At 63.4% G+C, this 13,233-nt stretch carries 16 protein-coding genes and 1 tRNA gene; 8 read left to right on the forward strand and 9 right to left on the reverse strand.

From position 1 onward, the window contains the following. Positions 1-54: 54 nt before the first annotated feature. From AUC70_RS18705 to AUC70_RS01130, 3 genes are all read left to right on the forward strand, one after another. On the forward strand, positions 55-813 hold the full coding sequence (locus tag AUC70_RS18705) for an EipA family protein (protein WP_425283572.1): 759 nt from the start codon (positions 55-57) through the stop codon (positions 811-813). Further along, entirely contained in the window at positions 791-874 is an 84-nt protein-coding gene (locus AUC70_RS18710) for an EipA family protein (RefSeq protein ID WP_425283574.1), read from the forward strand. Before AUC70_RS18705 ends, AUC70_RS18710 begins: the two co-directional genes overlap by 23 nt. A gap of 208 nt (positions 875-1,082) precedes the next feature. Further along, positions 1,083-2,477 carry a coiled-coil domain-containing protein gene (locus tag AUC70_RS01130; RefSeq protein ID WP_069443197.1) on the forward strand — a complete coding sequence of 465 codons (1,395 nt, stop codon included), beginning with the start codon at positions 1,083-1,085 and terminating at the stop codon, positions 2,475-2,477. Positions 2,478-2,498: 21 nt separating this feature from the next. Here AUC70_RS01130 and AUC70_RS01135 read toward each other — a convergent pair whose 3' ends face one another. From AUC70_RS01135 to AUC70_RS01150, 4 genes are all read right to left on the reverse strand, one after another. After that, a complete protein-coding gene (locus AUC70_RS01135) occupies positions 2,499-3,221 on the reverse strand; it encodes a metallophosphoesterase family protein (protein WP_069443198.1) in 723 nt (240 codons plus the stop codon). Between the two features lie 4 nt (positions 3,222-3,225). Next, positions 3,226-3,669, reverse strand: a complete 444-nt coding sequence (locus AUC70_RS01140) for a hypothetical protein (protein ID WP_141701880.1) — start codon at positions 3,667-3,669, stop codon at positions 3,226-3,228. A 79-nt stretch (positions 3,670-3,748) separates the two neighbouring features. After that, positions 3,749-4,153 (reverse strand): hypothetical protein, encoded by a 405-nt coding sequence (locus AUC70_RS01145; RefSeq protein ID WP_069443200.1) that lies wholly within the window; start codon positions 4,151-4,153, stop codon positions 3,749-3,751. Positions 4,154-4,156: 3 nt separating this feature from the next. After that, positions 4,157-4,534 carry a hypothetical protein gene (locus AUC70_RS01150; protein ID WP_141701881.1) on the reverse strand — a complete coding sequence of 126 codons (378 nt, stop codon included), beginning with the start codon at positions 4,532-4,534 and terminating at the stop codon, positions 4,157-4,159. Positions 4,535-5,093: 559 nt separating this feature from the next. Between AUC70_RS01150 and AUC70_RS01155 the strand changes: the two genes are divergently transcribed. Together AUC70_RS01155 and AUC70_RS17675 are read left to right on the forward strand one after the other, a co-directional pair. Continuing rightward, positions 5,094-5,960 carry a DUF4396 domain-containing protein gene (locus AUC70_RS01155; RefSeq protein WP_069443202.1) on the forward strand — a complete coding sequence of 289 codons (867 nt, stop codon included), beginning with the start codon at positions 5,094-5,096 and terminating at the stop codon, positions 5,958-5,960. Positions 5,961-6,062: 102 nt separating this feature from the next. After that, positions 6,063-6,458 (forward strand): DUF6477 family protein, encoded by a 396-nt coding sequence (locus AUC70_RS17675; protein WP_244505446.1) that lies wholly within the window; start codon positions 6,063-6,065, stop codon positions 6,456-6,458. Positions 6,459-6,470: 12 nt separating this feature from the next. Here AUC70_RS17675 and AUC70_RS01165 read toward each other — a convergent pair whose 3' ends face one another. Next, complete coding sequence (locus AUC70_RS01165; RefSeq protein WP_069443203.1) at positions 6,471-6,866, reverse strand: hypothetical protein; 396 nt, start codon at positions 6,864-6,866, stop codon at positions 6,471-6,473. Between the two features lie 35 nt (positions 6,867-6,901). Beyond that, positions 6,902-7,768: a phosphatase PAP2 family protein gene (locus tag AUC70_RS01170; RefSeq protein WP_069443204.1), complete on the reverse strand. Its 867-nt coding sequence runs from the start codon at positions 7,766-7,768 to the stop codon at positions 6,902-6,904. Positions 7,769-8,505: 737 nt separating this feature from the next. On the opposite strand from AUC70_RS01170, the gene AUC70_RS18250 reads away from it, so the two are divergent. Beyond that, positions 8,506-8,640, forward strand: a complete 135-nt coding sequence (locus tag AUC70_RS18250) for a hypothetical protein (protein WP_280138190.1) — start codon at positions 8,506-8,508, stop codon at positions 8,638-8,640. Between the two features lie 226 nt (positions 8,641-8,866). Next, a complete protein-coding gene (locus AUC70_RS01175; RefSeq protein WP_069443205.1) occupies positions 8,867-10,417 on the forward strand; it encodes a bifunctional aminoglycoside phosphotransferase/ATP-binding protein in 1,551 nt (516 codons plus the stop codon). A gap of 102 nt (positions 10,418-10,519) precedes the next feature. Here AUC70_RS01175 and AUC70_RS01180 read toward each other — a convergent pair whose 3' ends face one another. From AUC70_RS01180 to AUC70_RS01190, 3 genes are all read right to left on the reverse strand, one after another. After that, positions 10,520-11,350, reverse strand: coding sequence for a hypothetical protein (locus tag AUC70_RS01180; protein ID WP_069443206.1), 831 nt, complete (start codon positions 11,348-11,350; stop codon positions 10,520-10,522). Between the two features lie 144 nt (positions 11,351-11,494). Further along, a tRNA-Glu gene (locus tag AUC70_RS01185) sits at positions 11,495-11,570 on the reverse strand. 49 nt (positions 11,571-11,619) lie between these two features. After that, entirely contained in the window at positions 11,620-12,069 is a 450-nt protein-coding gene (locus AUC70_RS01190) for a hypothetical protein (protein ID WP_069443207.1), read from the reverse strand. A gap of 35 nt (positions 12,070-12,104) precedes the next feature. On the opposite strand from AUC70_RS01190, the gene AUC70_RS01195 reads away from it, so the two are divergent. Then, positions 12,105-13,187, forward strand: a complete 1,083-nt coding sequence (locus AUC70_RS01195) for an RluA family pseudouridine synthase (protein WP_244505447.1) — start codon at positions 12,105-12,107, stop codon at positions 13,185-13,187. Positions 13,188-13,233: the final 46 nt, after the last annotated feature.

Below are 13,233 nucleotides of genomic sequence, written 5' to 3' on the forward strand. Positions count from 1 at the left end.
TTTGCCTCTTCGTGCCCGGCGGCAACGCCGCGCCCGCGTCCGGGGGCATTAGTCATGCGTATTACCAGCATCGCGATCGCCGCTCTTTCGGCGATCCTTGCAAACTTTGTTCTGGCACCGGAATCACAGGCGCAAAATGCCGCCTACGGCGCATCGGCCGGCTCCATGCCGGTTCCGAACGCGCCCGTGAACGGCGCCTACCAGCCGACGAAATCCTATGTGCCGGAGCCGGGATCGAACACCGCGGCCACCCCGGCCGTCGGAGGCTACGATCCCAACGCCGCGCCGCCGCCGACCTATCAGCAGCAGCCCACCCAAACCGGCCAGACCCAATCCGGCCAGACCTATGTCGCGGCCAGCGGCTATGCCTCCGAAAGACTGGATGGCGCCGACGGATTCTCGGCCGAGGAGATCAAGGGTGCGGGTCACCGCTTCTTCGGCAAGGTCTCGTCGGGCTTCGCAAGCGCCGTCGAATACACATTCCAGAAGTCAGGCCGGCCCAACGGCTACATCACCGGTGAAGAGGCAGGCGGCGCGTTCGTCGCGGGCCTGCGCTACGGCGAAGGCACGCTTCATACGCCGGACGGCGGTCAGTACCGCGTGTTCTGGCAGGGCCCGTCGCTAGGCTATGATTTCGGCGCCGAAGGCTCCAAGACCATGGTTTTGGTCTACAATCTCCATAACCCCAACGAGATCTACAACAGATTCGCCGGGGTCGACGGCTCCGCCTATCTGGTGGGCGGCGTGGGGGTCACCTATCTGGCCCGGGACGACGTCGTCGTCGCCCCCCATACGCTCCGGCGTCGGCCTTAGACTTGGCGCAAATGTCGGCTACTTGAAGTATACTCGCCAGCCGACCTGGAATCCGTTCTAATTTGGCGCTAATGAAGCTGTAGCGTTGGTCTTGCGGGTCTCGGATCATCGGGCGCGCAGGGCCTGTGCCATGGGCGAATTGCTCGTGGCTGGCGCGAATGGCGCGAGGCAACGCGCCGGCGGCGGCACGAGGGGCAGATAGGGCGTTGCGGCGCAACGCCCGTAGGGGGCGCATAGGCGGCTCCAATTTCAAGGAACAAAAGGCCTTGATGATCGAGTGGTTCATGTTCGGGGCGTTGGGCTTCTTCTTGGGATGCCTGCTCGGCCTCATGCTTGCGCCCCCATTGTGGAACCGCGCCGTCAAGCTCACCACGCGCCGGCTCGAAGCCACCATGCCCATGACGCTCGCCGAGATTCAGGCCGACAAGGACCAGATCCGCGCCGACTTCGCCATCCAGCTGCGCAAGGTGGAAGTGGCCCTCGAGAAGTCGAAGGAGAAGGCCGCACGCGAACTGATCGAAGCCAACAAGCGCCGGGTCGAGATCCAGAAGCTGAACGGAAATTTGGAGGCCGCGCAGGGCGAACTGCACGAGGCCGAGAACGCCAACCGCGTCCTGCAACAGACCATCAAGCGGCGCCTGCCCGATCTCGACGCCCGGCTCAAGGCCGCGAAGAAGGCGTTGTCCGATCTGGAAACGGTGAATGCGGAGCTTCGCACGACCGTCGCCTCACAGTCCGATGCCCTGAAAATCGCCCGCGGGACCGTGCACAACCAGCGCGCCGATATCGACCAGCTGCGCATGTCGCTCGAAAGCGGCAGTGCGGCCGGGCGCGGCTCCGCCAAGAACGATGCCCGCGCCGTGGCGGAGAGCCAGCGCCTCGCGGCGGAACTGTCCCGGGCCAAAGAGGAACTGGGGCGCGTGCGCACCAGCAGCGACGAGATCGCCTTCCTGCGCCGTGAGCTCAACCACCTCGCCTCGCAGATTCTCAACGCGGCACGGACGCAGCCCCCGGCCTGGCAGAGCGCTGCGGCAGCGCAGGCTGTGGTCCAGAACGAGCCCGAGGAAGAGTCCGAACTCAACGTGGGCGTCGAAGACGAAACTCCCGCGATGCCCGTGGCCTATGCCGGCAACGGCGCGGCCGAACCCGCCACGCAGTTCGAAGAAACGGCCTACGCGGAAAGTCCGGAGCAACAGGCTCCCTACGTGGAAGAACAGGCCGCGGAGACCTACGCGTCCGAAGAGAATTATGCGGCCGAGCCCGGCCAATACGTCGAAGCCGGCCACCAGGCCGAGGAAGCCGAGACCGCCTATCACGCCGAGGAAGCTCAGCCGGCTGAGCCTGTTCAGGAGGAGCGGGACTATGCCGCCGAGCTCTTCGATGGCGAGGACGAGTACGAGGTCGAAGAGGACTACGAGACCTACGAGATCCAAGGCCACTACGCTTCTCAGGGCGACGAAGAAGGCGAAGCGGAAGAGCACGCCGGCGAAGACGAGCATGACGAGGCCGTGGAAGAGGCAGGCGGCGAGGAAGAGGACGAAGCGCAAGGCCTCTCCCGGCGCTTTGCCGCACGGCGCGCCAAGCGCCAATCTCAGAAATCAGGCGGGAGCCTCACCAGCCGGCTTCGCGGCCTTGTGGCGGACAGCCCCGAGAAACGCGGCTAGCGCATACGCCTGTCGCGCTGACTAGGGCGCCGTACGCAAGAACGCACGCGTCCCGTTCTCGAGGCGCAGCGCCGTCAGAGAGCCCGAGAAGACCGCGCCCGTATCGATCCCGATCCTGTTGGGCCGAACCACCGGTGTACGCTCCGGCGTGTGGCCGTGAACCACGATCTTCCCGAACGGCTCCTCGCTATCCAGGAACTCGTGCCGAATCCACAGGAGATCGTCCGGCGCCTGTCGGTCGAGAGGCACGCCGGGGCGCAGCCCCGCATGCACGAACACATAATCTCCGACGACGCATTTGAGTTCGAGGGTCGTGAGGAAGCGTAAGTGGGCCTCCGGCAGCGCTTCCAGAAAGGCATCCCGCCACGCCGCAGGCGGCGCGCGGCGGTCTCGGAGCCCGTCGATGTCCGCACCGTAGGACCGCAAAGTCTGCTCGCCGCCATTGCGAAGCCACCCATCGAGCCAAGACGGATCATCGAGGAAATCCAGCAGAAACTGTTCGTGGTTGCCCTTGAGAAAATGAGTGGCGAAGCCGGGAGGAAGGTTCGCGCTCAAGAGCTCGATCACGCCACGGCTGTCCGGCCCCCGGTCCACGTAGTCGCCGAGAAAGACCAGCGTCTTCGCTGCAATGCCGCCGGCGGCATCGCTCTCGATCAGGGCCAGCAGTTCGGTCAGGAGATCGGAGCGGCCATGGATGTCGCCGATCGCGTAAACGACTTGGCCGTCGGGAACAGTAGCTTCCACGAGATCAGACGCCGCCGCCGTGGCCTGCCGCCAGTTCCTGGTAGAGCCGTGCCGGGAAGCTGAAGACCGTGCTCACGCAGTCGGCTTTGAGACCGATGAAGAGAACGGTTTCCCCGTCCCGCATCTGATCGTCCTCGGTGATGACATAGAGGGTATCGATGCGCAGCGGCGGCAGCCCCTTTTCGAGCGCGGCCCGTTTCTCGAACGCCTCCAGGCTCGGGCCCCCGTACTGGTCGAAGGTCGCGTGGACCCGCGCGATGGCCGTGCGGATGTCGCTTTCGGTCTTGCACGGAACAGTCGCGATTTTCGGACCGTCCCCGCCGTAATAGGTCGTGCCGTGCGACTGCACGAGCGGACCGAACTTGTCGGACGTGGCCTTGAAGGCCGCAAACCCCAGCAAGATGAGTGCAAGCACCAGTCCCGCGGAGATTTTCGCCCACATTGGCATCGCTGGATCCTCCCACGCCTCGGCCGCCCTCCCGCTGGAGGGCGTGCTTTGGCGTCCGTGAGATCGAGGCTGGTCCGCGCTAGATCGCGGTATCGACCTCGCAAATCACAGTATCACGATGCCCGCATTCCGGCATCTTCCAGGCGATCACTTCGCCGGTCCGGGTGTCGACGATCGGCACCGGGCAGGCGACGCGCCAGAAGCGGTAGCTGGAGCTCCTATGGGCTTGATCCCATTCAACGCCGAGCATGAGGCTCGCTCTTTGGCAGCGCTGCTGGTTGAAGGGCTGGGCCGCCGCGCCCATGGCCTCGGACTGGTCGTACAGTTGGACCTCCTGACGCCGGCACTGCATCATCGAGTTTTCGATGGCCCAGGTACGGTTTTCGTAGCCGGTCCACTTGGAGTTCACGTCATGCTGCTCGGCTGGGAGCATGACGGTTTTGCAGACGATCAGAACGACTGCTGATGGCATCGGTACGGGCATGGCTCATGCTCCCCTTTCCAGATTTGCGCCATCGAAGGGCGTTACCCAGCTCGCGGTCCAAGCGAGCACCGAGTCTTCGGCGAACCGCAGCCCCGCGAGCATGAACAGGCTGCCCCGCACATTGGCGGTCTTCTCGACCTCCAATGCGGCCACGCCGATGTAACGGCCGCACACTTCGGCGCCGGCGGCTTTGTTCACCTGATTGACGGCAATCGTTTCCGTGTGGCCGGCGGCGATAGACCGGGCAAGCGCCACCGCCTGGGATTCGGATTGGCATAGGACGGCGTTGAGCTTCGCTGGCGCCACCGTCGGTGACTGGGCTAGAGCCTGAACGGGTAGAATCAGGCTCGCCAGTACGGCAAGGGTCAGTGTCTTAGGCATTGGGCCCCCTCTCAAGGTTGCACGAACGCCACTCCTCAGGGTCCGTTTGGACCTGCACCTCCCGAAACTCAACTCGACCGGTTGGAACTCTTCTGTCCGCATGGCCTACCGATGTTGCATCGCACCATCGGCCCGCTTGACTTCACAAGCTTGCAGGGGTCTTCGCAAGACCCGTGCTAGTTTGGACCATGTAGGGCACCCTGCGTCAGAATGCCCAAAATCAGCGGTTTTACATGCATTTCGAAGTCCCTGCGACCCGGTTGGAAGTGCCGGATTTTCAAGGCTTTCGCCTCTCCACCGACCTTCCGGATAAATGCTGCACCGCAAAAAACTGATTCGCAAGAGTGTCATAAGCCTAGCGCGATCGAGGACCAAACCCTAGAGCACGGAAGCAACAGCCATAGGAAAAATGGCAAAGCCTACGCCAGCTGCGCGCCTGAATTGCCTAATTTTTACTCACTTGCCGCAGGTTTCCGGTGGGTCCCTGACGAGCATCAAACGAGCCAGCTAGAACCGTGGTGCACGGAGTAATAGGGTGGAGTTGGCAAAGGGGGGACGTATGCTGATCGATGGGGTCGTGCTGTTATGGTTCATCCTGACAGTGCTTTCGCTGATTTTCGTGGCGATCGACATCCGGTCGACGCCTGAAAACCCCGTCATGAAATGGGCTTTCGTCCTCTTCACCGCCTATTCGGGGCCGTTCGGCGCGTTCCTCTATGTCTTGGGGTGCCGGGAGCCCTTGCCCGGGCTCCATGAGCGCTACGTGACGGCACGCTGGCGCCAAGCACTCGGCTCGACCATGCATTGCGCCGCCGGCGACGGCGTCGGCATTTTGGTGGGTGCGGTGATCGGCGCCCTCGTCGCGCTTCCTCTGATGGTGGATTTCGCGCTGGAATACGTGCTCGGTTTCGCCTTCGGCTGGACCATCTTCCAGGCGCTCTTCATGGGCGAGATGTTCGGCACCTATTGGAAGGCGCTCAAGGGCACGTTCACCTCCGAGTTTCTGTCCATGAACTGCCTCATGGGCGGCATGTTGCCGGTCTCCGCCCTCGCCTTCCAAGGCAACCCGGACGCCCACGACCCGACGCAAGCGCTGTTCTGGTTCCGCATGTCCCTGGCGCTCATGGTCGGGGCACTGGTCGCCTACCCCATGAACTACTGGCTGGTGGCCCATCATCTGAAGCACGGCATGCTGACCGTACGGCCGGCCGGATCCGGCGCCGATTCCGGCGGCATGGAGGGCATGGACATGCCCAAAGAGGCGGGTACGGACAGCAAGATGGCCAGCATGAGCATGGCCGACAAGATGAAAGCGGCCGAGAGCGGTTCGGCCCTGCACAAGCCCAACCCGCCGGTCTGGGTTATGGGCGCCGTGTCGCTCGCCGTCCTCGCGCTCGGCATCGTCATTACACTGATCTTCGCATAACAGCGCTGCCGCTTGGCGGCACGCGCTTATCCGCGCCCAATCCGCCTGCCCACACACACGCCTATCTTATCGACAGGCGCCGGAGGGGATGGGAGGGGCGAAATGCGGTGCGGAGCATCCAATGGCAACACGCGGTCCCGGACCCGACCGGCTCGCGGCCTGCGAGCGTGCCGGCACGCGGCCTGCGAGCGTGCCGGCACGCGCTACCGCGACCGCGCGATTGCCAACGCCGCGGCGCGGTACGATCGCATGCGGCACCTGCCGAAGCTCCTCGGCACGACACCACAAGAACTGGCCGATCTCTCCATCGAGGGGAGGCGCATCCTGATCGCCCGGCTCGCGCGCCTTGCCCGCAACTCGGCCCACGCCGGCAAAGCCGGCCATTGGTCCTACGACCCGAACCGCCACCTCGCGATCCTCGGCGCCTTACGGGCCGAGAGAACAGCCCTTGCCGCGCAGCCGGACGGCGCGCGCGACGAGGCTACCGGTCCCGCCTAGCGCCATTCGCGATCAGCACATGATCTGCTGTTTCACGATGGCCGTCTGCTCGGCGACGATCTTGTCGTACTCGCGAAGCTGCGCCGGGGTGAGGATCTCGGCGAGACGCGAGCGCGTATCCGCGTTGATGCGGTTCATGTCCTTGTTGAGCCGGATCAGGCCGAGTGCGCCAGGGCGCTCGCAGGTCTCGAAATCGACGCCGTATTTGTTGAACGTCGTACTGCGGGCCGACATCGAGTCTTCCAGAATCGGGGAAATCGCGGCGCGCTGCTCCGGCGTCAGGCTCAGTCGCGCCTCCAGCTTGGCAATGTCTTCGGGGGTCAGCAATTGCGCCGCCGCCACTGCCGGCACCAGCATCGCGCCGATAACGGCAAAGATGGCGAGTGTACGCGTCAGACTGTTGATCATGCCGTATCTCTACTCCCTATTGCTTCATCGAACCCTCAAGCCCCGAATGGGGGCGAGGGCAGCGCCTTCCGGCAAAGCATGCAGATAGGAACGGTGAACGGACGGATCAACAGCAGCCCGGCGGCGCACAACGGCGCGCCGGTATCAGCCTTGCTTGGCGGATTGATCCTGCGCCGCCTGATCCGCGGCGGCGTGAGAACCGCGCAGGCCCGCCGGCCAGCCGAGCCAGGCCTGGGTGCGTAAGCCCCTAAGGCGGTAGCCGCCGTCCGGGGCGATTCGAAGAGCCAGCGCCGGGCCGCAAACCGGTCGCGGACGATATAGGGAAACACGGTCCCGAGAATCGCGCCGAGCACCGCGTCGGTGAAATAGTGCACCCCGATCAGGACCCGGCTGAACGCGACCCAGACCGCGATCGTGTAGACAAAGACGCGGGCCCGCGGAACGAGGATAGCCACCACGGTCGCGAACGCGAAGATCGACGTCGAGTGGCCCGAGGGCAGCGATGCATGATCGGCGTCGAAGGCGAAGAAATTGAAATGGAAATGGCCCAGCTCCTCGTAGAACTTGGGCCGCGCGCGGCCGAGGATGTTCTTGCACAGTGTCGCAATCAGCCCTGCCCCGCCGATACTGACGAAGGCGAAGCTCGCCGCCTGAATGATGAGCCCGTACCCGGCCGTATTGCGGAACCCGATGTGATTGCGCCGGAGCAGGACCGCGAAGCCGATAATGGTCGCGGTCGGGATCAGCATCCAATTGGAGCGCCCGATATCGGTGATCGCGCGGAAGAAGTCGCGCGCAGCCGGCGACATGGCCTTGGCCCGTTCCAGCATGAACGGGTCGATCAGCAGAAATCCCACGGCCAGGACGGAGAAAGCGATGAGCGCCTGCTCCCAGAGCTTCATTGAGGTATCCGGCAACGTGTCTGCCCGTTCCTTCGGTTGATCGGAGCCCCGGCGAACGCCCCGGGCCACGCCGATATGCCTATTGCGAACCGCGTAAGCATGCAAACCAGAAACGGAATTTGGGTTACGGCGCCTCAAGGGCGCCATAGTCTCGCTCACCCAGCCGTGAAGCAATGTGTGCGAATTGTAATCTAAAACGGCCTCTCGCGCGTTTAGTCTACGAGGTGTCGATTCCCGACACCCCTCAATGTTTGCAAGAGAAGGATACCCCCCATGTATTTGCCCTCTCGCATGACAATGAGACTCATCGCAGCCGGGGCCTTCGTGCTGATCGCCGCGGCGATGCACTCGCCTCTGGGCCCGAAACTGGCGGCCCTGCACGCGAGCATGGTCGGTTTGGTCTAGGACGGGAACGTCCTTCGGGAAGGAGCCTCGAGGATCCCCCCTCCTCCGGTTCCACCAGTCCCCGCGATGGGTGACGTTGCGTCATGAACCGGTCCCGCCTTTGTGCTGCGCACGAAGGCGGGGGCGGCACTCAAGCCAAACCAGCAGTCCCGGCCGCTCCGATCGCCGCGCCTCCCTCCTCGATCCGGCCTTAGAATTTTTTTCTCGCGACAACCAAATTCCAACCGCAAAGCGCCGCGCGTTGGACGCCATTGCGTCGCGCGTTTGCCACCGAGGCGACCTACGAGTCTCCTCGGCCGGTTTCCGGCGCACCTAGTCTAGGATAGACAGAAATGAAGACAGTTTTTGCGTTTCTCATTGCACTTGGCATGTCGTTGCCCTTCGCCTCTGCAGCGTTCGCAGGCCCCGACGATTGCGCCGACGGCCAGACCTGGGACGAAGACACCCAGTCCTGCGTGGACAACTAGACGGCCGCAGTCTCATTAGCTTGAGCAGGAGGGCACTGGCTTCGGCCAGTGCCCTTTGTGTTTGGCAGACGGCTCCTCGCCCCGTACGCTGGCGGTGAGGTGCATTGTTCGATCATGGTATTCGCTTCGAGAATGACGCGGCAGCGCCGGCATGTCGCCAGTCCGGTCACCGACACGGGCTATCGCAATTGCAGCAGGAGGCGGGCCGCGTGACGGCCGGTTCTCATTGGAACAGGCCAAGGTAATCGAGTTCTTGTCCCGGCCCGGGACCTACGACCCTGCCCCCGCAGCCGTCGACCGCATCGAGACGCACGCCTCGTTCGTGTTCCTCGCAGGCGCCTTTGCCTACAAGATCAAGCGCGAAGTCAAATTGCCGTTTCTCGATTTCTCGACGCTTCAGAAACGGCACCAAGCCTGTCTCAACGAACCTCGCCTGAACCGCCGGACAGCGCCCGACATCTATCGAGAGGTCGTCCCCGTGACGGTCGACGCGAGCGGCAGGCTGGCGCTGCGCGGACAGGGGGAGCCGGTCGAATGGGTCTTGGTCATGCGCCGCTTCGGCCAGGAGAACCTCTTCGACCGGATGGCGCGCGAGGGACGTCTTTCGCTGGACGCCATGCACCGGACGGCACTGGCCGTTGCCGCCCTTCACGACGCAGCCGACCGCATCCTCACGGCCGATCAGGCCGTCGTGCCGCTCGAGAAGATCATCTCCGAGCACGAGCATGTGTTGCAGCAGGCGGCTGGTGACGTCATCCCACAGGCCGCAGCTGACTCCTTGGCACGGCGGACGCGCACGGCCTTCGAGAGACTGAAGCCGCTCCTGATGCGGCGCGCCGCAACCGGCTTCGTCCGGCATTGTCACGGAGACCTGCACCTTCGGAACATTGTCGAGATCGAGGGCGACCCTGTCCTGTTCGATGCGCTCGAGTTCGACGACAGCCTGGCGACCATCGACGTGCTGTACGATCTGGCTTTTCTGCTCATGGACCTCGGCAAGCACGGTCTCGGCGCCTACGCCAATGCCGTCCTGAACGGCTACCTCGACAACAGCGACACGGGGAATCTCCTCGGACTTGCCGCCCTGCCGCTGTTCCTTTCCTTGCGCGCTGTGATCAGGGGCAAGGTCGAGCTCTTGCGTTCCCAATTGGCGGAACCTTCGCAAGCCAAAGCGGCCCGCGACGAGGCGCGGGACTATTTCGAGCTGGCTTTGCAGTTCCTCGAACCCGAGGCGCGCCGGCTGATTGCCGTCGGCGGTCTTTCCGGCACCGGCAAATCGACCATCGCCCGCGCAATGGCGCCGCGGATCGGCGCGTTCCCCGGCCGCGGTCATGTGCGCAGCGATTTGGAGCGCAAGCGCTTGTTCGGCGTGGCGCCCACCGACCGGTTGTCCGCAACGGCCTACACACAATACGTCTCGGACCTTGTTTACGTGCTGTGCCGCAAGCGCGCGGCGCTCGTTCTCGAAGCGGGCAAATGGGTGATCGTGGATGCGGTCCATGCGCGGCCGCACGAGCGCGAAGCCATTGCCGCGGTCGCCGCAGAGCACGGCGTCCCGTTCACGGGGCTCTGGTTCGACGCGCCGGGCGACGTGCTCGAGGAGCGTGTCGCGGACCGGGTCGGCGATGTGTCCGACGCCACGCCCGAGGTTGTCCGGGAGCAGCTTCGCTACGATCTTGGAGAAATCGGATTTGCGCGCATCGATGCCGGCGGTTCGGTCGAGCAAGTCGCCGAACGTTGCTTGAACCGCCTGAAAGCTGAAAGTGGCAGCCCGTAGGGGACGTCACAAGTGATTTAAAATCAAGCACTTGGGGCCGACTGGGACCAAAAAATTTCCATTATATATCAATGGTGCCCATAGTCCGTTGTCCCACGTCTATCAAAACGCGCGCTCATTGCGTCGAGCCATGGCGCGGGTCGCGCGGCGCGGCGCGGCATACACACTCCGCATCGCGCTAGCACCTCCGAAGATCACTTTGTTGTACCTATCGTCGGGCGTCTCTGGCCAGTGGCGCTCTCGTACTGGAAAGAGCCTCAACGGAATTTCTACCTCTTCGTCAAGCGCACAGTGCCGATATGCTGACAGTGAATTGAGCCCCGCATAGTTGCTTGCGGTCGAGCACAAGAACGCTACGGGAAAGCATTTCATCAGCTGAAAGACGGCAGGCATATCGAAGCTCCGAGACAACACGAACATCGCGAAGTCGCGCATTACGACAAGATCGTCATAGGGGTACACCCAATAGAAGACATGAATGTCATCGGGCAGCTGAGCTGACGGGTCTAGCGCATAAGTCCGTGCCAATTGATCGAACGTGGTGTCCTCTATCTCAACCTTGGCGGCAACGAGATGTGCAAGAACTGCTTTGAGCAAGCGTTGCGGCTTCGTCACGTGCGTCAGCACCATGGGAAGCCGCAACGTAGATTTTAGATACAGCCCTACACTTCGGGAAAACTCGTTCAGGGTCGCGTCATATTGTGCACCGAGATGCTCGTTGCACTTCTTGCATATCGTCCGAAACTTGACGCCGTTCTGGGAAATGACTGTCTTGCCGGTCTCAGCGGTCAGGCGCGTCATCATCGCCTGCATCTCCATAGGGCGAATGACCGTTCCTCCCTTGGGTGGAACATGATCCCACGTGAGATCCGCCTCCAATCTGCAGAGATTGCAGATTGAGCGCTTCTGCCTTTTCTCGATCGCATACTGCATGGCCGGACCTCGCAATCGGATCAACGCGGGACAGTCGCAGCGGAGGATTGTTCTATGAAATCAGTGGGGAGTGCGATTCCGCATTTCGCAACTTGTGTCCCAAGGCAAAAACACTTAGCGGAATCAGTATGTTATAGCGACGTTTGGCAGCCCGTAGGGGAGTCGAACCCCTGTTTCCGCCGTGAGAGGGCGGCGTCCTAGGCCACTAGACGAACGGGCCGTGCGCGCGAACGAGAAGCTATAGTTCTCGCGTCTGTTACGATCAAGAACTATCGCGCGGGCGGCGCACCTTTGTCGATGTTGAGGCGGGACACGACCTTGCCCGTCCTCATATCCACGACCACGATCTCGGCATCGTCCCGCCACCGCACGTGGAGCGCCAGAAAATGACCATCGAGGGACATGGAGACGACTTGCGCGTCTCCGGGAATGCTCAGGGCTTCCAGCGCGCCGGATGCGACCGGCTCCATGGCGACCGGGTCGGGCGCGGCGGCGGCGGCGGGCGCATCGGCGGCGGACTTCTTCCCGACCTTGGAGGCCTGAAAGATCATGCCGGCGATCACGGCCGCAAGCCCGGCCAGGAGCATGACCCCCATCACCACCACGGCGACCTTGAGCATGCCCACCTGGCGCGGCGTAAACACCGTGCCTTCGATACGCTCATCTGCCGGGCGCGGGGTGTTGGCCTGCGATTTCTCTGGGTCGACCGTCGTTGTCATCCTATGACAGACTCCGAAACATGCCGCGCACGACAATGATTGAGACAGAAACCCCGACCGACCTTGACGCCGCCCTGGACCTCGATGCCATCGAGGAGGCCACGGAGACGGAGACCGCCCGTTTGGCCGCTGTAGATGAATCCCAGATCGGCCAGCGGCTCGACCGGTTTCTGAGCGAGGCGCTACCCGACGTCAGCCGCACGCGCATCCAGGCGTTGATCCGTGAAGGTCATGTGCGGATCGCAGGCGGCCCCTCGGGCGGCGCGACCATAGAGGACGTCAAATATCGGGTCAAACAGGGCGATTGCTTCGAACTCATCGTGCCGCCAGCCGCCGAACCGGAGCTGAATCCGGAAGCGATCCCCCTCGACGTCGTCTACGAGGACGAGGACGTGATCGTCATCGACAAGCCCGCCGGCCTCGTGGTGCATCCGGGCGCCGGGCAGCCGGACGGCACGCTCGTGAATGCGCTTCTCGCCCATTGCGGTAAGAGCCTCTCGGGCATCGGCGGCGTGGCCCGGCCCGGCATCGTCCACCGGCTCGACAAGGACACGAGCGGGCTCATGGTCGCGGCCAAGAACGATCGGGCCCATCGCGCGCTCGCCGAGCAATTCGCCGACCACGGACGAACCGGCGAGATGGCGCGCGGCTATCTTGCGCTTGTGTGGGGCGCTCCGTCGCGGCCCCGCGGGCGCATCGAAGCTCCGATCGGGCGCCACCCCACGAGCCGGACGCGGATGGCCGTCGTGCCGAAAGACAAAGGCCGCTTCGCCGCGACACAGTGGCGTCTCGTCGAGAGCTATGGCGGCACGGGCAAGGACGCCGTCGCCTCGCTGATCGAATGTACGCTCGAAACCGGACGGACCCATCAGGTGCGCGTCCATCTGGCCCACTATGGGCACCCGCTTGTGGGCGATCCGCTCTACGGCGCCGGCTTCAAGTCGAAGCTCAAGACGCTGCCCGAAGATTTGGCCGGCGCGATCTCGGCGCTCGACCGGCAGGCGCTTCATGCCGCGCACCTGTCCTTCGTCCATCCGGGAACAGGGACCTTACTGGAATTTAACAGTGATCTCCCTGACGATCTCGCCGAGATTGTGCGACAATTCAAGCAACTGTGATGATACGCCCCTCTTTCATGCACGCGTGAAACGTCCTATAGACGGA

It is taken from the genome of Methyloceanibacter stevinii, from assembly GCF_001723355.1.
Lineage (GTDB): Bacteria > Pseudomonadota > Alphaproteobacteria > Rhizobiales > Methyloligellaceae > Methyloceanibacter > Methyloceanibacter stevinii.